Raw genomic sequence first — 16,569 nt, 5'->3', positions numbered from 1 at the left:
GAAGACTAGTCGGTGCGGCACGCGTCAGCTCCCCTCGTGCAGGTCCCATACCCACACTCCGGCCACCCGCCTACCCGGTCGGCCCACCAGCTTGTCCACCGTCTCACGCAGCCGGTCCGCGTGCGGCTGTGGGGCCAGCACCAGCGCGCCCGCCCGCCAGTGCGCGAGGTCCTCGCGGGTCTCGGCCCGGGCGCGGGCGTCGATCACCGGGACCACGCCCGTGTACCGCACGTCCCGCAGCAGGCTCGCCGTGAAGCGCAGCGGGACGCCGTAGACGCCGGTGCGGTCGCCGTCGCCGTAGGGGCCGTTGAAGTAGCCGCCGGGCATCCGGAAGCCGAGGCCGGCCGCCGTCTGCCAGTGCAGCGCCTCGGCGTCCTCGGGTTCGGCGAGCGGCACCGGGACCAGGGTCTCGTCGCCCCGGGCGTACGTCCTCCAGGTGCCGTCGGTGAAGAAGGCGGGCACCTCGGCGCGCGGCTCGGACCTCAGCGGGGCGGGGACGAGGGGGAGCAGGGCGAGGCAGACCGCCAGCAGCCCGGCGTACTGGGTGCCCAGCCGACGGGCCTGTGCCAGGCGGTCGATCGCCAGGGCGAGCAGCATGCCCAGCGGCGGGGCGCAGACCAGCGCGACCCGGCTCTCGACGACCGACTCGAAGAGCGGGAGGCCGGCCAGCACCGCCCAGGGGCCGGGGACGGTGGTGCCGGTGAGCGGCAGCGGGATACGCGGGCCGAGGGACAGCACCGCCGCGGTCGCCGCCGTGCAGGCCAGCGCCTTGACCGCGGGCCGCTGCCACAGCCCCACCGTGATCGCGAACGCGAGCAGGACCAGCGGCCAGCCGTAGAAGGCGTTCTGTTCGGTCGGGTTGAGGGAGAGGGCGTCGGCGCGGTGGGCGTCGCCCGCGATCAGGGAGCGCTCGGCGAAGGAGAGCAGCGCCCGGACGGAGTTGGCGACGCCGGGCGCGGTGCCGTGGTCGATGCCGGTGTAGCTCTGCGGGCCGGAGAACTGCCAGGCCAGCGGGTAGAGGACGAGCGGCAGGCAGACGGCGGCGGCGACCGCCAGACCGTTCAGCAGAGGGCGTACGGCCTGGCGCGCCACGTCGGGGCGTACGGCGCCGTAGGCGACGGCGAACAGCGCCATGCCCATCGCGGCGAGCAGCAGGGGCTCCTCGCCGAGGAAGAACTGGTAGGCGGCCATCAGGCCGAGGACGACCGCGTCCCGGGTGACCCGCTCACCGGTCGCGAGCCGCAGCGCCCGGTCGATGATCGCCGGGATCATGAACAGCACGACGAAGTTCGGGTGGGCGTTGGCGTGGCTGATCATGGGCGGTGCGAACGCGGCGAGCGCGGCTCCGGCGAAGGCGGCCGCACGCTGCCCGACCAGCCGTTTCACGATCAGCCGGTACCAGGCGGCGGCGGTGGCGGCCAGGCCCAGGGTCATCACCAGGCTGAGTGTGACGGCCGGGCCGAGCAGCAGGGTGACGGGCGTCAGCGGGACGGACAGGCCCAGCATCGTGGTGTTGGCCATCAGGTTCACGCCGTCCGGGAAGCCCTGGAGGTCGGTGAACAGGGGATTGCGCAGGTGAGCGACGTTGTCGGCGGTCACCGCGAAGAACCACTCCCACTGGTTCTGGTCCTGGAGGGAGTCGGTGAGATAGCGGTGGGCCGGGTCGAGGAGGCGGCCGGAGTAGAGGGCCGCCGCCATCGCGAGGAACAGGAGGACGGCGACGACGTCCGCCGGTCTCGGCGTCGGCGTCCGGAGGCGGACCAGGTCGCGCAGGAACCGGAGGTAGTCCGCGGGGCGGACCTTCGAGCCGGGCTGGTGCGACCAGTGCACGGGCACCTCGGCGACCGGCCAGCCGACGCGCTGGAAGTGCCGCAGCACCTCCACGTCGATGGCCCAGCCGTTGAGGCGGGAGGCGGCGAAGGCGGTGCGGGCCCTCTCGCCGTCGAACAGCTTGAACCCGCACTGGGTGTCGCGCGTTCCCCGCAGAGTGGTCCGGCGTATGAGGAGGTTGCCCGCCGTGCCGAGGAGCTCGCGTATGCGGTGCTGGCGGGCCCCGAGGGTCGCGCCGGGGACGGCCCGCGAGCCGATCGCCGCCGCGTGTCCGTCGGCGAGCGCCTTCTCCAGGCGCTCCAGCTCCTCGACGGGAGTGGCGAGATCGGCGTCCATGACCAGCACCTGGCGGCCCCGGCTGGCGGCCACGCCGTGGCGCAGGGCATGGCCCTTGCCCCGGTTGCCGGTGCCGGAACCGATGACGAGCCTCACCCGGGGGTCACGGCGGACGGTGACGAGTTCGCGGGTGGCGTCGGTGGAACCGTCGTCGGCGACCAGGATCTCCCAGGTGCGCCAGTGGCTCCCGCCCGCGTCGAGGTGGCGGGCGACGGCGTCCAGGGTGGGGCCGAGCCGCCGCTCCTCGTTGTAGGCGGGGATGACGACGGAGAGCTCGACGGGCGGGGTGCGCTGCGCGGTGCCGGGTGGGCTGGGGGCGTCCGCCCTGCTCATCCCGCCGCCAGTCGCTCGACCAGGGCGATGGAGTCGTCGTTGTACGCGGCGAGCATCGCCCGGGCGGTGGCGGTGTCGCGGTCGTACAGGGCATCGACCAGTTCGGTGTGGCCGGACCACAGATGGCCGCGCAGATCGGTCAGCACGCGCACGTGCTGCACCGTGCACACCCAGGACTGCAACCGCAGCCGGTGCAGGAAGTCGGTGAGATAGGGGTTGCCGAACAGGGCGCTCAGCTCGCGCCAGAAGCGCAGGTCGTAGCCGATGAGGACGGTGAGGTCACCGGCGGACGCGGCCCGCTGTGCCTCCTCGCCGCGGCGGCGCACCCCGGCGATGGCGGCCGCGGTCCGCGGGTCGTCGTAGTTCAGATGGCGCTGACGGCCCTCGTCGAGGGCGAGGAACATCCCCTCGATGATCAGGCTGCGCGCCTCGATCATGCCCCGGAAGTCCTTGACGGAGTACTCGTGGACCCGGAAGCCCCGGTGCTGGTCGGCCTCCAGGAGCCCCTGCGCGGAGAGGTCGACGAGGGCCTCGCGGACGGGGGTCGCGGAGACGCCGTACTGGTCGGCGATCTCCTTGACCGTGAACTCCTGGCCCGGTTTGAGCCGTCCTCCCAGCACCTCGTCGCGAAGCGCGTCGGCGATCTGCTGTCGCAGGGTGCTGCGCGTCACGGCTCCGTTGCCGGTGCTGCCGGGCATGGTCGGGGCGTCTCCATCGTCGGGGGCGGTGAAAAGCGGCGTGCTCGTCGTTATGTACGAGCACGCCACCTTACGCGTTCGACGAAATCCGGCCCTATGCGCGTAGCGGCCCGGATCCGCCCCCGTCCCGCTACTGGGCGGTGTACTCGTCGGCCACCGAGAGTGCCGCGTCCAGGGCCGCGAGGCCCTCCTTGACCTCGGACTCGGAGACGTTGAGCGGTGGCACGAAGTGGGTGCGGTTCATGTTGATGAACGGCCACGCCCCGGCCTTCTTGGCGGCCGCGCCGAAGGCGGCCATGGGCGCGTTGGCCTCGCCCGCCGCGTTGTACGGCACGAGCGGCTCGCGGGTCTCCCGGTTCTTCACCAGCTCCAGGGCCCAGAACATGCCGACCCCGCGCACCTCGCCGACGCACCGGTGCCGCTCGGCGAGTGCCCGCAGCCCCGGCTCGACGACCGAGGCGCCCAGGGTCTTCGCGTTCTCGACGATGCCTTCCTCCGCCATGACGTTGATCGTCGCGACGGCGGCCGCGCAGGCCAGCGGGTGCCCGGAGTAGGTCAGACCGCCCGGGTAGGGCCGCCTGGCGAAGGTCTCCGCGATCGCGCCGGAGACGGCGACCCCGCCGAGCGGCACATATCCGCTGTTCACGCCCTTGGCGAAGGTCATCAGGTCGGGCGTCACCTCGAACAGGTCGGCCGCGAACCACTCGCCGGTGCGGCCGAACCCGGCCATGACCTCGTCCAGCACGAAGACGATCCCGTACGTGTCGCAGAGCTCCCGTACCCCGGCGAGGTAGCCCGGCGGCGGAACCATGATCCCGGCGGTGCCCGGGATGGTCTCCAGGATGATCGCGGCGATCGTCCCCGGCCCCTCGAAGGCGATCGTCGTCTCCAGGTGCTCGAGCGCCCGCGCGGTCTCCTGCTCCTCCGTCTCGGCGTAGAAGCGGGAGCGGTAGAGGTAGGGCGCCCAGAAGTGCACGACCCCGGCCGTCGCGGTGTCGGAGGCCCAGCGGCGCGGGTCGCCGGTGAGGTTCACGGCCTGCTGGGTGCCGCCGTGGTACGAGCGGTAGGCGGACAGCACCTTGGCGCGCCCGGTGTGCAGCCTGGCCATGCGTATGGCGTGCTCGACCGCGTCCGCGCCGCCGTTGGTGAAGAAGATCTTGTCAAGATCGCCGGGGGTCCGCTCGGCGATCAGCCGGGCCGCCTCCGAGCGGGCCTCGACGGCGAAGGCGGGCGCGAAGGTGGTCAGGTGCGCGGCCTGCTCCTGGATCGCGGCGACGACCTTCGGGTGCTGGTAGCCGATGTTCGCGTAGACGAGCCCGCTGCTGAGGTCGAGGTACCGCTTGCCGTCGTAGTCCCAGAAGTACGACCCCTCCGCGCCGGCCACGGCGAGCGGGTCGATGAGCTCCTGGGCGGACCAGGAGTGGAAGACATGCGCGCGGTCCGCGGCCTTCACGGCGGCGCCGGCCTGGGGGTTGGACTGAGGGGTCATGCCAGTGAGCGTAAATGTCCGCGATGCGGAAGCGGTATCGGCGTCCTGTTCCGTGGACGGGGCGATTCCGCGACAGGTTGTCGGGCGTGGGGACGGGTCCGCGCACCTCGGCGGTCACGGTCCGGCCGGGCCGTACACGTACGGGAACGGATGTCCAAGCTGCTGGACGGGTGGGCCCGCTGTTACGCAACCGTAGACAGCGCACCGCACTACTCCCGGAACGGCCGGATTATTCTCGGCTGGAATGCACATGTCTCGATCACACATGTGCGGGAAAGGCGGCGCTGCGATGGAGAAGCTGGGCCCGGGGGACCCGCAGCGCATCGGCGGCTACCGGCTGCTCGCGCGGCTGGGCGCGGGCGGAATGGGGCAGGTGTACCTCGCCCGCTCGGACCGGGGGCGCACGGTCGCCGTGAAGCTGGTCCGGCGCGAGCTGGCGGCGCGCGAGGAGTTCCGGGCGCGGTTCCGCCAGGAGGTGCGCAACGCCCAGCGGGTCGGTGGGTTCTGGACCGCGCCCGTCCTGGACGCCGACACCGAGGCCGCCGTGCCCTGGGTGGCCACCGGCTATGTCGCCGGGCCGAGCCTCCAGCAGGTGGTGAGCCACGACCACGGTCCGCTGCCCGAGCGGTCGGTGCGCATCCTGGCCGCCGGGCTCGCGCACGCGCTGACCAACATCCACGCCGCCGGCATCGTCCACCGTGACCTCAAGCCGTCCAACGTGATGGTCACCATCGAGGGGCCGCGCGTCATCGACTTCGGCGTCGCACGGGCGCTGGAGAGCGTGAGCGGCGACAGCCGGCTGACCCAGACCGGCGCGGTGGTCGGCTCGCCCGGCTTCATGGCCCCCGAGCAGCTGCGCGGCGACCCGGTCACGCCCGCCAGCGACGTCTTCTGCCTCGGCTCGGTCATCACCTACGCCGCCACCGGCAGCCTCCCGTTCGGCTCCGCCGACAGCGGGGCGCACGCCCTCATGTTCCGCATCGCCGAGAACGACCCCGACCTCTCGGGCGTCCCCGAGGGCATCGCCGACCTGGTCCGCGGGTGTCTGCGCAAGGACCCGGGCGCCCGTCCCTCCCTCGACCGCGTCCTGGAACTCACGGGCGTCGACGACACCGTCTCCGACGGCCGTTCCCGCGACCCCTGGCTGCCCGGCGCCCTCGTGGCCCAGCTCGGCCGCCACGCCGTGCGGCTGCTGGAGGTGGAGGACCCGGAGGGCGCCGGCCCGTCCCACCCCGAATTCCCCTCGCGCCCCGCCCCGGGCAGGTATCCGGCGGCCGGTTCCGAGGCCTTCCCGGAACACTCCGGCCCGCGCGGCGACGCGCCCTCGCCGGACCACCGGCCCACGCTGGTCGCGGGCGCCGACGGCATCCCGTCGCAGACCCGCCCGCCCGGCGCGCGGCCCGCCCCGGTCCACCCGGCGTACGGCCACCCCCAGCCCCATCCGCAACCGGCCGCGCCCCCGGCCCCCGCCTACGGCCACCCGCACCAGCCGCCGGCCGGCTGGTCCGCGGCCCCGGGCACGGGAGCGCCGTACAACCCGTACGCGGACGGCACGGCGGGCCCCGGCACCACCTCCGGGTACGGCCCGTACGGGCCCGCCGATCCCGCCGACCCGCAGGAACCGCCGCGCCGCAGCAGCCGGACGACCGCCCTGCTCGTCGCGGTCGGCCTGGTGGTCGCGGTCGCCGCGGGCGGCTCGGTGTACGCGTTCATGAACGGTGACGACGATGCCACCGCGAGCCCGGCGCCCACCACGTCCTCCGCGGGGAAGGCCTCGGAGCTGCCGTCTCCGGAGCCGACCGGGTCACCTTCCGCGTCCGCTTCCGCGTCCTCGACGGACGGTGTGGTCCCGGCGGCCTACCTCGGCACCTGGACCACCACGATCGAGAGCGCGAGCGGCACCGACACGCGCCGACTGACCCTCGCCCAGGGCCAGGTGGGCGACAAGGTGCTCGCTCTGGTCGCCGACGGGGACGGCTACCACTGCGAGTTCAGCGCGGCGCTGTCCCGGCGTCCGGGCGGAAAGGGCCCGTTGCAGATCGGCCCGTCCAAGGTCACCACCGGCGAGCCTCTCTCCGCGTGCAGCCCCGGCACCGCCTCCGAGGTGACCCTCCTCGCCGACGGCAGACTGCGCCGGGTGAGCACGGGCACCGGGGAGAAACTGACCTATACCCGTCGGTGAACGGGGGACGAGAAAGCCGCCGCCCCCCTCAGCGCGGCTCCGGCGGCCGCTGCCGGGGCATGTTCGGCCGGGCGTTCGCCCCCGGCGGCAGCGGCAACCGTCCATACCCTCCGCCCACGTCCGTCCGCCCGCCCGGGGCGCCCGCCGCCTGCATCGCCATCGGCGCCGGCCCGTTGCGGAACTCGACCATCCAGTCGGCCGTCTCCGTGCGCACCAGCTCCGTGACGTCCTCCGAGAACCGGCGCAGCACCGCCAGGCACCGCTCGGCGGCCTCGCTCGCCGTGCCCTCCGCCGGGCCGAGCACCTCCCGGACGCTCTCCGAGGCCCAGTCGAACTGGAGCACCTGGAGCCGGCGCTGCACGGCCTGCGCGGTGGCCACGTCCCTTATCCAGCCGGACGTCACACCGAAGAACCGGTCCACCGCCACGCACGCCACCGCGAGGAGCAGCGCCAGATACCCCCAGGGGGCGCCGCCGCCGATCACCCGGGTGAGGTCCAGCAACGGCAGAGCCGCCGCGCACACGGCCCCCACCGCCGCCCCGGTGCGCAGGCCGCGAGCCGCCCGGCGCTTCCACACCCGGTCCGCGAGGTACCAGGCGGCGGTCTCCAGCGCCCCGCCCTCCACCCACCGGTACAACTCGTCCAGTCGCTCGGCGGGCTCGCCCCAGTCCCCGAGCGGAAACCTCCGCCCGGTCAGATCGCCCGGCCGCAGCCCGGCCGCGCCCTCACCCCGCCCGTCCTGAGGCGGACCCTCGGGCTGCATCTCCGGCTGCTGACCCACCCGGCACTCCCTACTGATCCAGACCGATCGATTCCGGCCGTTGAACCCGACCGTTGAATCCTGAACGATCCCGACCGCTCACGTTGCGTGACACCCGTGACGCATGATGCTGACGCGCCGGACCTTTCCTACCTCCCAATGGGTGGCGAAGAGGCAGGTTTCACCGCTTTTACGCCTGGAAGTGGGCCTTGATCAGGTATAGGCCTCACACATAACTCACTCGAAAGAGTGCTGGGGCGACACCCGCACAGACCACGTAGGCTCGTGCCGAGCGGGAAAAACCCGCCCGAAGGCACGCCCGACAGTCGTAGGACACAGGAGCTGATCGTGATTCCCGGTGGTGGCCAGCCCAACATGCAGCAGCTGCTCCAGCAGGCCCAGAAGATGCAGCAGGACCTGGCCCTGGCCCAGGAGGAGCTGGCGAACACGGAGGTCGACGGGCAGGCCGGCGGCGGCCTGGTGAAGGCCACCGTGACCGGTTCCGGCGAACTGCGCGCCCTGCGGATCGACCCGAAGGCGGTGGACCCGGACGACACCGAGACCCTCGCCGACCTGATCGTCGCGGCCGTCCACGCGGCCAACGAGAACGCGCAGACGCTCCAGCAGCAGAAGCTCGGCCCGCTGGCCCAGGGTCTTGGCGGCGGCAGCGGCATCCCGGGACTGCCTTTCTAGGACCGGTCCGCCTTACGCAGACCGGCCTCGGCCAACTACCGTACGTACTGCAAGGAACCCCCAGGAAGGACGGCAGTCCGTTGTACGAAGGCGTGGTCCAGGACCTCATCGACGAGCTCGGGCGACTGCCCGGCGTCGGTCCCAAGAGCGCGCAGCGGATCGCCTTCCACATCCTCCAGGCGGAACCGACGGACGTGCGGCGGCTCGCGCAGGCCCTCATGGAGGTCAAGGCGAAGGTCCGCTTCTGTGCGACCTGCGGCAACGTGGCGCAGGAGGAGCTGTGCGGCATCTGCCGCGACCCGCGCCGCGACCCGACGGTCATCTGTGTGGTCGAGGAGCCGAAGGACGTCGTCGCGGTCGAGCGCACGCGTGAGTTCCGGGGCAAATACCACGTCCTGGGCGGTGCGATCAGCCCCATCGAGGGCGTCGGCCCCGACGACCTGCGGATCCGGGAACTGCTCGCGCGACTGGCCGACGGCACGGTCACGGAACTGATCCTGGCGACGGACCCGAACCTGGAGGGCGAGGCGACGGCCACGTACCTCGCCCGCATGATCAAACCCATGGGCCTGAAGGTCACCCGCCTGGCCAGCGGCCTCCCGGTGGGTGGCGACCTGGAATACGCGGACGAGGTCACCCTCGGCCGCGCCTTCGAGGGGAGACGACTCCTAGATGTCTGACGCCACGCTGCACGCGACCGAACGGAACCCGGACGACTTCGCGGTCCAGATCGCGGACCAGGTCGAAAGCTTCCTGGTAGCCGTCACGGAAGTGGCGAAGGGCGACGAGCCGGGCCTGGCGGTCCCCTTCCTCCTCCTGGAGGTCTCCCAGCTGCTCCTGGCCGGCGGCCGCCTCGGCGCCCACGAGGACATCGTCCCCGACGAGCGCTACGAGCCCGACCCGGGCTTCGAGCCCGACGCCGACGAGCTCCGCGAGAACCTGGCCCGGCTGCTGGAGCCGGTCGACGTCTACTCGGAGGTCTTCGACCCGTACGAGCCCCGCAAGGCGCCCGTGCCGGCCCGCATCTCCGACGACCTCGCCGACGTCATCGCCGACCTGCGCCACGGGATGGTCCACTACCGCGCGGGCCGCGTCTCCGAGGCCCTGTGGTGGTGGCAGTTCTCCTACTTCTCCAACTGGGGCTCCACGGCCTCGGCGACCCTGCGCGCCCTGCACTCGGTGCTCGCCCACATCCGGCTGGACCAGCCGCTGGAGGAACTGGACGGCCTCGACACCGACCAGAGCCCCCTCGGCGACGAGACGCTGGAGTTCGAGGCGGGCCGGGTCATGGCGGAGGAGATCGGCGAGCGCCTCGGCGTTCACCCGGCGAAGTAGGTCCTGTCCCGGCGGTCGCACCAGGCCGGGCGTCGGCCCCCGGGCCGGATCGGTGTCCGTACCCGCGGAAGACCGGTGTCCGTCCCGGCGTCAGATCGGTACGGCCGCGCCCGTGACGGCGATGCCGGTGTCCCGTCCCTCGGGGACGGAGACCGTGATGGTGCTCGGACGGCCCATGTCCACGCCCTGGTGGATCGTCAGGGTCGCCGGGGTGGGGACGAGTTCGAGTTCACGCAGATAGCCGCCGAAGGCGGCGGCCGCCGCGCCGGTGGCCGGGTCCTCGACCACCCCGCCGGGCGGGAAGGGGTTGCGGGCGTGGAAGACGGTGGGCGACTCCCGCCAGACCAGGTCGATCGTGGTCCACTCCCGGCGGGCCATCAGCGCGGTGAGCGCGGGCATGTCGTAGTCGAGGTCGGCCAGCCGTTTCCGGTCGGCGGCGGCGATGACCGGATGCCAGGCGCCTCCGTAGGCCACGCGGGGCGGTAGCGCCGGGTCGAGGTCGTCGGCGGACCAGCGCAGCGCGGCCAGCAGCTCGGCCAGGTCGGGCTCCGCGAGGGGCGCCGTGTGCGGCGCGACGCTCACCAGGGTCGCCACGATCGTCCCGTCGTCGGCCACGGCGGTGGTGACGGGGACGACGCCCACCTTGGTGTGCAGGATCAGCGGTCCGGTGCCGTGCCGGTCGGCGTGGGCCACGGCCGTGGCTATCGTCGCGTGACCGCAGAACGGCACCTCGGCGAGCGGGCTGAAGTACCGGACGGACAGCGTGCCGTCGTCGGACGGCGTCACGAACGCCGTTTCCGAATAGCCCACTTCGGCCGCCGCCGCCAGCATGGCCGCGTCGTCGAGACCGGTGGCGTCGAGCACCACACCCGCGGGGTTGCCGCCGGACGGGTCGGTGCCGAAGGCCACGTAGCGCAGAACGTCTGTCGTCATGGTGTACCTGTCTACACCATGCCTTCGGGAGTGCGCTCCCTCGTTTTCGCAGGTCCGGGACGGGATCGTTGATCTCGCAAGCGAAGCCGCGTGCGAGATCGCAAGCGGACGGTCCCCACTCCCCGAAGGAAGTCCCGTCATGAAGGCCCTGCTCTCCTCCCGCCCCGTTCTGTGGTTCCTCTTCCTCTTCAACCTCGCGGTCGCCGCCGTCGCACCCTTCGTGGTCGACGGATCGCAGGGTGTGATGACGGCCGTCGGGATGGGCGTCGTGGCGCTCGGGGCCGGCGTCGGCCTGGTCCGGGACCGGAGCGGGCGGGCCACCTCCTGAGAAGGGCCGGTTCCGGGAATTGGCGGTTCCCTGTACGTCCCCTGTACGCGGGCTGCACGGGCGTTAACCGGCCGGACGCGAGTCTTGAGTCATTCCAACAGCACCAAGCCGCACTGGAGTTGCGATGACCCGCAAGACCCGCATACGCGCCGCCCTCGTCACCGCCACCGCCGTCGTCACCGCCGCCACGGTGTCGGTCGGAGTCAGTGCGGCCGGCTCCGAGAAGCCCTCGAAGCCCACCAAGAGGCAGATCGCCGCCCTCTTCGACGGCTGGAACGCCGCGCTGCGGACCGGCGACGCGGACACGGTGGCCGACCGCTACGCCAAGGACGCGGTCCTGCTGCCCACCGTCTCCAACAAGGTCCGCACCGACCGCGCCGGCATCGTCGACTACTTCGAGCACTTCCTCCGGAACAAACCGGTCGGCAAGAAGGTCCAAACGATCATCAACGTCCTCGACAGCGACTCCGCCATCGACACCGGCGTCTACGAGTTCACCCTCACCGACCACGACACCGGCGAGAAGCGCGTCGTCGAGGCCCGCTACACCTACGAGTACGAGAAGCGCGGCGGCGTGTGGAAGATCGTCAACCACCACTCGTCCGCGATGCCCGAGGGCTGATCAGCCCGTCCGCTGGGCCGCCCGGAGCGTGACGCGTACGCACAGGCCGCCCCCGGGAGCGTCCGTCAGGGTCACCGTCCCCCCGTCGTCCGTCACCAGCTGTCTGACGACGGCGAGGCCGAGACCGGAACCGGAGCGCCCGGTGAGGCCCTGACCGCGCCAGAAGCGGTCGAAGGCGCGGGACTTCTCCGCGTCCGACATGCCCGGACCCTCGTCGAGGACCGACAGCACCACCTTGTCGCCCTTCGACTCCGCCCGGACGGTGATCCGCCCCCCGTCGGGTGACACCTCCAGGGCGTTCGAGAACACGTTGTCCAGCACCTGGTCCAGATGACCGGGGCTGGCCAGCACAGACGGCCGGTCGTCGACACCACTCCCCCTGAGCGCGATGGTGACTCCGCGCTCGTCGGCGGCCGGCCTCCACACCGACAGGCGTTCCGCCACGATGTCGGTCAGGGACAGCGGTTCCGCCGCCGTCACCTTGGCCTCGGCCCTGGCCAGCACCAGCAGACCGTTGACCAGCCGGCTCATCCGCACCACCTCGGCGGTGGCCTGCTCCACGTCCTCCCGGACGAACTCGTCGTCGACACCGTCCGCGATGTTGTCCAGGGAGAGGCGCAGCGCCGTCAGCGGGGTCCTCAGCTGGTGCGAGGCGTCCGCCACGAAGATGCGCTGCGAGGCGATCAGCGTGTCGAGGCGCTCGCCGGCCTGGTTGAGCGTGCGCGCCAGGGTCCGGGTCTCCTGGGGGCCGGTCACGGGGGAGCGCGCCGTCAGGTCGCCGTCGCTGAACTTGCTCGCCATGTCGTTCAGCTGGCGCAGCGGGAGGGTGATGCGGCGGGCGACGACCGTGCCGATCAGCGCGGCCACACCGAGCACCGCCACGGCCAGGCCCGCCCGGAAGCCCCAGATCGTCCACAGCCTGTGGGTGAGTCCCGAGGTCGAGTAGACGATCCGGACGGCGCCGACGACCCTGCCGCCGTCCTTCGCGGGGACGGTGATCACCAGGTCGCGCCCCCAGATGAGGTCGGACCCCCAGTCGGTGGTCGGCCGGCCCTGCTCCAGGGCCCTGGCCAGCGCCGCGTCCCGGCGCGGGCGGGGCACGTCCGCCGCGCACGTGTCGGTGGTCGTGACCTGGACCTCGTCCTCGCCCTTCGTCTCCACGCCGTACGCCCCGGCCATCTCCTCCAGCGCCTGGCAGGAGGCGGTGTCGCCGTTGCCCAGGAGCAGCGCCATGGTGGTCGCCTCGCGCTCGATGGACACCTCGGTGTCGCCGCGCAACTGGGCGGTGAGGGTGAAGGCCACCGGCACGGTGAACAGGAGGATGGCGACGGCGACCAGCAGCACATAACTGCGGATGAGCTGCTTGATCATGACGCCGGGCCGCCACCCGGGCCGGGAGCGGTCCCGCCGACGATCTCCAGCCGGAAGCCGACGCCCCGCACCGCCTCGACGGCGATGACCCCGGCGAACTTCCGCCGCAGCGCCGCCACGTGCACGTCCAGCGTCTTCGTCGGTCCGAACCAGTTCGCGTCCCAGACCGCTTCCATGATCTGCTCGCGCGACATCAGCGCGCCCGGCTCCTCCGTGAGGAAGGACAGCAGGTCGTACTCCTTCGGCGCGAGGGCGATCTCCTCGCCGTCCACGTGGACGCGGGCCGCCTTGCGGTCGACGGTCAGCCGGGCCCCGTAACGGTCCGCCCCGCCGGTTCCGCTCTCCGCCCCCGTACGCCGCTGCACGCGCCGCATCACCGCGCGTATCCGGGCGATGACCTCCCGGACCCCGAACGGCTTGGACACGTAGTCGTCGGCGCCCAGCTCCAGCCCGACCACCCGGTCCGTCTCGTCGCTGCGGGCGCTGATCACGATGATGGGGACGTCGCCGCGCTCGCGCAGGGCCTTGCAGACGTCGAGACCGTCGGTGTCCGGCAGGCCCAGGTCCAGCAGGACGACGTCGTAGGGGTCGGAGTGGGCGAGTGCCGCGGCACCCGTGGTGACCCAGTCGACCTCGAAGCCGTAGCGCCTCAGTCCGCGTCGCAGCGACTCGGCCACCGGTTCGTCGTCTTCCACCAGGAGTACGTGCACAGCCGCACGATAGTGCTTGAAACTTAATTCACAGCTATCAGTTCGGCTCCAGTGGGAAGGGAAGACCCGACGACGGGCGTCCGTGCCTCTTTCCGGCCTCTTTCACGAGCCTCACCGAGTCTCACGATGCGGTACTCGGGAGGCGGAATTCGGGCGCTCGTTAGACTGAGCCGACCCGCAGTACAAGGGCGTATGTGCGGAAACAGACGAACTGAGCGAGGAGCGCACGTGGGCCTTGTCGTGCAGAAGTACGGAGGTTCCTCCGTAGCCGATGCCGAGGGCATCAAGCGCGTCGCCAAGCGGATCGTGGAAGCGAAGAAGAACGGCCACCAGGTCGTCGTCGTCGTTTCCGCGATGGGCGACACGACGGACGAGCTGATCGATCTCGCCGAGCAGGTGTCCCCGATGCCCAGCGGCCGGGAATTCGACATGCTGCTGACCGCCGGAGAGCGGATCTCCATGGCCCTGCTGGCGATGGCGATCAAGAACCTGGGCCACAGCGCCCAGTCGTTCACGGGCAGCCAGGCCGGCGTCATCACCGACTCGGTCCACAACAAGGCCCGGATCATCGACGTCACGCCGGGCCGCATCCGGACCGCGCTGGACGAGGGCAACATCGCCATCGTCGCCGGGTTCCAGGGTGTCAGCCAGGACAAGAAGGACATCACCACGCTGGGGCGTGGCGGGTCCGACACCACGGCCGTCGCCCTCGCCGCCGCGCTCGACGCCGAGGTCTGCGAGATCTACACCGACGTGGACGGCGTGTTCACCGCCGACCCGCGCGTGGTGAAGAAGGCGCGGAAGATCGACTGGATCGCCTTCGAGGACATGCTGGAGCTCGCGGCCTCCGGTTCCAAGGTGCTGCTCCACCGCTGTGTGGAGTACGCCCGCCGCTACAACATCCCGATCCACGTCCGCTCGTCCTTCAGCGGACACGAGGGCACGTGGGTCAGCAGTGAGCCACTCGTTCGCAGGACAGAGCAGCAAGGGGACAAGCCGGTGGAGCAGGCCATCATCTCCGGTGTCGCGCACGACACCTCCGAGGCCAAGGTCACGGTCGTCGGTGTGCCGGACAAGCCGGGCGAGGCCGCCGCGATCTTCCGGACGATCTCCGACGCCGAGATCAACATCGACATGATCGTGCAGAACGTGTCCGCGGCCTCCACCGGTCTGACGGACATCTCCTTCACGCTCCCCAAGGCCGAGGGCCGCAAGGCCATCGACGCCCTGGAGAAGAACCGGGCCGGTATCGGCTTCGACTCGCTGCGCTACGACGACCAGATCGGCAAGATCTCCCTGGTCGGCGCCGGGATGAAGACCAACCCGGGTGTCACGGCCGACTTCTTCAAGGCCCTGGCCGACGCGGGCGTCAACATCGAGCTCATCTCGACCTCCGAGATCCGCATCTCGGTCGTGACCCGCGCCGACGACGTCAACGAGGCCGTGCGCGCCGTGCACACCGCCTTCGGGCTCGACTCCGACAGCGACGAGGCCGTCGTCTACGGGGGCTCCGGCCGCTGATGGCCGACAAGGTGCGGCCGACCCTCGCGGTCGTGGGAGCGACCGGCGCCGTCGGCACGGTGATGCTCGGGATCCTGTCCCAGCGGGCCGACATCTGGGGCGAGATCCGGCTCGTCGCCTCCCCGCGCTCGGCCGGCCGCAAGCTGGCCGTGCGCGGCGAGGAGGTCGAGGTGGTGGCCCTGTCGGAGGAGGCCTTCGACGGGGTCGACGTCGCGATGTTCGACGTGCCCGACGAGGTCGCGGCGCGGTGGGCGCCGGTCGCCGCCGCCAAGGGCGTGGTCGTCGTGGACAACTCCGGCGCCTTCCGGATGGACCCGGAGGTGCCCCTGGTCGTCCCGGAGGTCAACGGGCACACGGTGCGCAACCGGCCGCGCGGCATCCTCGCCAACCCCAACTGCACGACGCTGTCGATGATCGTCGCCCTGGGCGCGCTGCACGCCGAGTACGGGCTGCGCGAGCTGGTGGTGTCGTCGTACCAGGCGGTGAGCGGGGCGGGGCGGGCCGGGGTGGAGACGCTGCGGCGGCAGATCTCGCTGGTCGCCGGCACCGAGCTGGGGACCGGTCCGGGTGACCTGCGGCGGGCCGTCGGCGACGACACCGGGCCGTTCCCGGAGCCGGTGGCGCTGAACGTCGTCCCGTGGGCCGGGTCGCTGCGCGCGGACGGCTGGTCGTCGGAGGAGATGAAGGTGCGGGACGAGTCCCGCAAGATCCTCGGGCTGCCGAAGCTGCCGGTGGCCGTGACCTGTGTGCGCGTCCCCGTGGTCACCACGCACTCCCTCACCGTGCACGCCCGCTTCCAGGACGAGGTCACCGTGGACGGCGCCCGCGAGATCATCGCGACGGCGCCCGGTGTCGTCCTCTTCGACAACCCGGCGGCGGGGGAGTTCCCCACGCCCGCCGACGTGGTCGGCACCGACCCCACCTGGGTGGGCCGGGTCCGGCGGGCCCTCGACGACCCGACGGCGCTCGAACTGTTCGTGTGCGGGGACAATCTGCGCAAGGGGGCCGCGCTGAACACCGCGCAGATCGCGGAACTGGTGGCGGCCGAGCTGTCGTGAGGCGGCGGTGCCGTCCTGGCACGGCCGCCCGCCGGCGTGCGGGGAAGCGCTTCCGGGAATGAAAAGCGCTGGCCAGGGCTTGACGGCTTTGTAGGATCTGCAGAGCAATGTGAGCCGGTCGATGGTCCGAACCACTTGTATCGGACACCTTTGGCATCCGAAGATTTTCTCCCCGTCCTCCGCAACCGTGCGCAGGGCGGGGAGCGTCTTTGCGGTCACCCCTCGGGGTGGCGCAGGCGTGTGAACGATCACAGCGTTCGGGGACGCGGTGATCCGGGCGTGGGGACGCCCGTTCATATGGGATATAGGGGAAGAGCGGGACACATGAGACGGGTGCGCGGGGCCTTGGTCGACGCAAAAGTGACGCCGG

The 16,569-nt window shown here is 71.7% G+C and carries 15 protein-coding genes; 8 read left to right on the top strand and 7 right to left on the bottom strand.

Features of this window, described 5'->3' with window-relative positions:
* Positions 1-24: 24 nt before the first annotated feature.
* The 3 genes from ACIPFH_RS21290 to ACIPFH_RS21280 all read right to left on the bottom strand — a co-directional run bounded on the left by ACIPFH_RS21290 (position 25) and on the right by ACIPFH_RS21280 (position 4,686).
* Entirely contained in the window at positions 25-2,499 is a 2,475-nt protein-coding gene (locus ACIPFH_RS21290; protein WP_401828413.1) for a glycosyltransferase, read from the bottom strand.
* Positions 2,496-3,197 carry a GntR family transcriptional regulator gene (locus tag ACIPFH_RS21285; protein ID WP_401828411.1) on the bottom strand — a complete coding sequence of 234 codons (702 nt, stop codon included), beginning with the start codon at positions 3,195-3,197 and terminating at the stop codon, positions 2,496-2,498. Before ACIPFH_RS21285 ends, ACIPFH_RS21290 begins: the two co-directional genes overlap by 4 nt.
* Positions 3,198-3,327: 130 nt before the next feature.
* Positions 3,328-4,686, bottom strand: coding sequence for an aspartate aminotransferase family protein (locus ACIPFH_RS21280; protein WP_401828410.1), 1,359 nt, complete (start codon positions 4,684-4,686; stop codon positions 3,328-3,330).
* 289 nt (positions 4,687-4,975) lie between these two features.
* On the opposite strand from ACIPFH_RS21280, the gene ACIPFH_RS21275 reads away from it, so the two are divergent.
* Complete coding sequence (locus tag ACIPFH_RS21275) at positions 4,976-6,868, top strand: protein kinase (protein ID WP_401828408.1); 1,893 nt, start codon at positions 4,976-4,978, stop codon at positions 6,866-6,868.
* A 28-nt stretch (positions 6,869-6,896) separates the two neighbouring features.
* Here ACIPFH_RS21275 and ACIPFH_RS21270 read toward each other — a convergent pair whose 3' ends face one another.
* Entirely contained in the window at positions 6,897-7,631 is a 735-nt protein-coding gene (locus ACIPFH_RS21270) for an SLATT domain-containing protein (RefSeq protein ID WP_401829216.1), read from the bottom strand.
* Positions 7,632-7,976: 345 nt separating this feature from the next.
* Between ACIPFH_RS21270 and ACIPFH_RS21265 the strand changes: the two genes are divergently transcribed.
* The 3 genes from ACIPFH_RS21265 to ACIPFH_RS21255 all read left to right on the top strand — a co-directional run bounded on the left by ACIPFH_RS21265 (position 7,977) and on the right by ACIPFH_RS21255 (position 9,656).
* The gene (locus ACIPFH_RS21265; RefSeq protein ID WP_356248582.1) at positions 7,977-8,321 is read left to right on the top strand and encodes a YbaB/EbfC family nucleoid-associated protein; all 345 of its coding nucleotides are present in this window, start codon (positions 7,977-7,979) and stop codon (positions 8,319-8,321) included.
* 80 nt (positions 8,322-8,401) lie between these two features.
* A complete protein-coding gene (gene recR, locus ACIPFH_RS21260; protein WP_356248583.1) occupies positions 8,402-9,001 on the top strand; it encodes a recombination mediator RecR in 600 nt (199 codons plus the stop codon).
* Positions 8,994-9,656, top strand: coding sequence for a DUF5063 domain-containing protein (locus ACIPFH_RS21255; RefSeq protein WP_401828406.1), 663 nt, complete (start codon positions 8,994-8,996; stop codon positions 9,654-9,656). The genes recR and ACIPFH_RS21255 overlap by 8 nt, the downstream gene beginning before the upstream one ends.
* A gap of 90 nt (positions 9,657-9,746) precedes the next feature.
* On the opposite strand, the gene ACIPFH_RS21250 is transcribed toward ACIPFH_RS21255, so the two are convergent.
* Entirely contained in the window at positions 9,747-10,589 is an 843-nt protein-coding gene (locus tag ACIPFH_RS21250; RefSeq protein WP_401828404.1) for a PhzF family phenazine biosynthesis protein, read from the bottom strand.
* Positions 10,590-10,728: 139 nt separating this feature from the next.
* On the opposite strand from ACIPFH_RS21250, the gene ACIPFH_RS21245 reads away from it, so the two are divergent.
* Together ACIPFH_RS21245 and ACIPFH_RS21240 are read left to right on the top strand one after the other, a co-directional pair.
* Positions 10,729-10,917 carry a hypothetical protein gene (locus ACIPFH_RS21245; RefSeq protein WP_401828403.1) on the top strand — a complete coding sequence of 63 codons (189 nt, stop codon included), beginning with the start codon at positions 10,729-10,731 and terminating at the stop codon, positions 10,915-10,917.
* 124 nt (positions 10,918-11,041) lie between these two features.
* Positions 11,042-11,539: an SgcJ/EcaC family oxidoreductase gene (locus ACIPFH_RS21240; protein ID WP_401828402.1), complete on the top strand. Its 498-nt coding sequence runs from the start codon at positions 11,042-11,044 to the stop codon at positions 11,537-11,539.
* On the opposite strand, the gene ACIPFH_RS21235 is transcribed toward ACIPFH_RS21240, so the two are convergent.
* Positions 11,540-12,910 (bottom strand): ATP-binding protein, encoded by a 1,371-nt coding sequence (locus ACIPFH_RS21235; protein ID WP_401828400.1) that lies wholly within the window; start codon positions 12,908-12,910, stop codon positions 11,540-11,542.
* Positions 12,907-13,620, bottom strand: a complete 714-nt coding sequence (locus ACIPFH_RS21230; protein ID WP_401828398.1) for a response regulator transcription factor — start codon at positions 13,618-13,620, stop codon at positions 12,907-12,909. Before ACIPFH_RS21230 ends, ACIPFH_RS21235 begins: the two co-directional genes overlap by 4 nt.
* A gap of 228 nt (positions 13,621-13,848) precedes the next feature.
* On the opposite strand from ACIPFH_RS21230, the gene ACIPFH_RS21225 reads away from it, so the two are divergent.
* Both ACIPFH_RS21225 and ACIPFH_RS21220 read left to right on the top strand, forming a co-directional pair.
* Complete coding sequence (locus ACIPFH_RS21225; protein ID WP_356248592.1) at positions 13,849-15,141, top strand: aspartate kinase; 1,293 nt, start codon at positions 13,849-13,851, stop codon at positions 15,139-15,141.
* Positions 15,141-16,199, top strand: a complete 1,059-nt coding sequence (locus ACIPFH_RS21220; protein ID WP_356248594.1) for an aspartate-semialdehyde dehydrogenase — start codon at positions 15,141-15,143, stop codon at positions 16,197-16,199. The genes ACIPFH_RS21225 and ACIPFH_RS21220 overlap by 1 nt, the downstream gene beginning before the upstream one ends.
* Positions 16,200-16,569 lie beyond the last annotated feature (370 nt).

Origin of the sequence: Streptomyces sp. NPDC088157 (assembly GCF_044741545.1) — a bacterium.
Lineage (GTDB): Bacteria > Actinomycetota > Actinomycetes > Streptomycetales > Streptomycetaceae > Streptomyces.
Note: the sequence above shows the minus strand (reverse complement) of the source record. Positions and strands in the feature narration are given on the sequence as shown.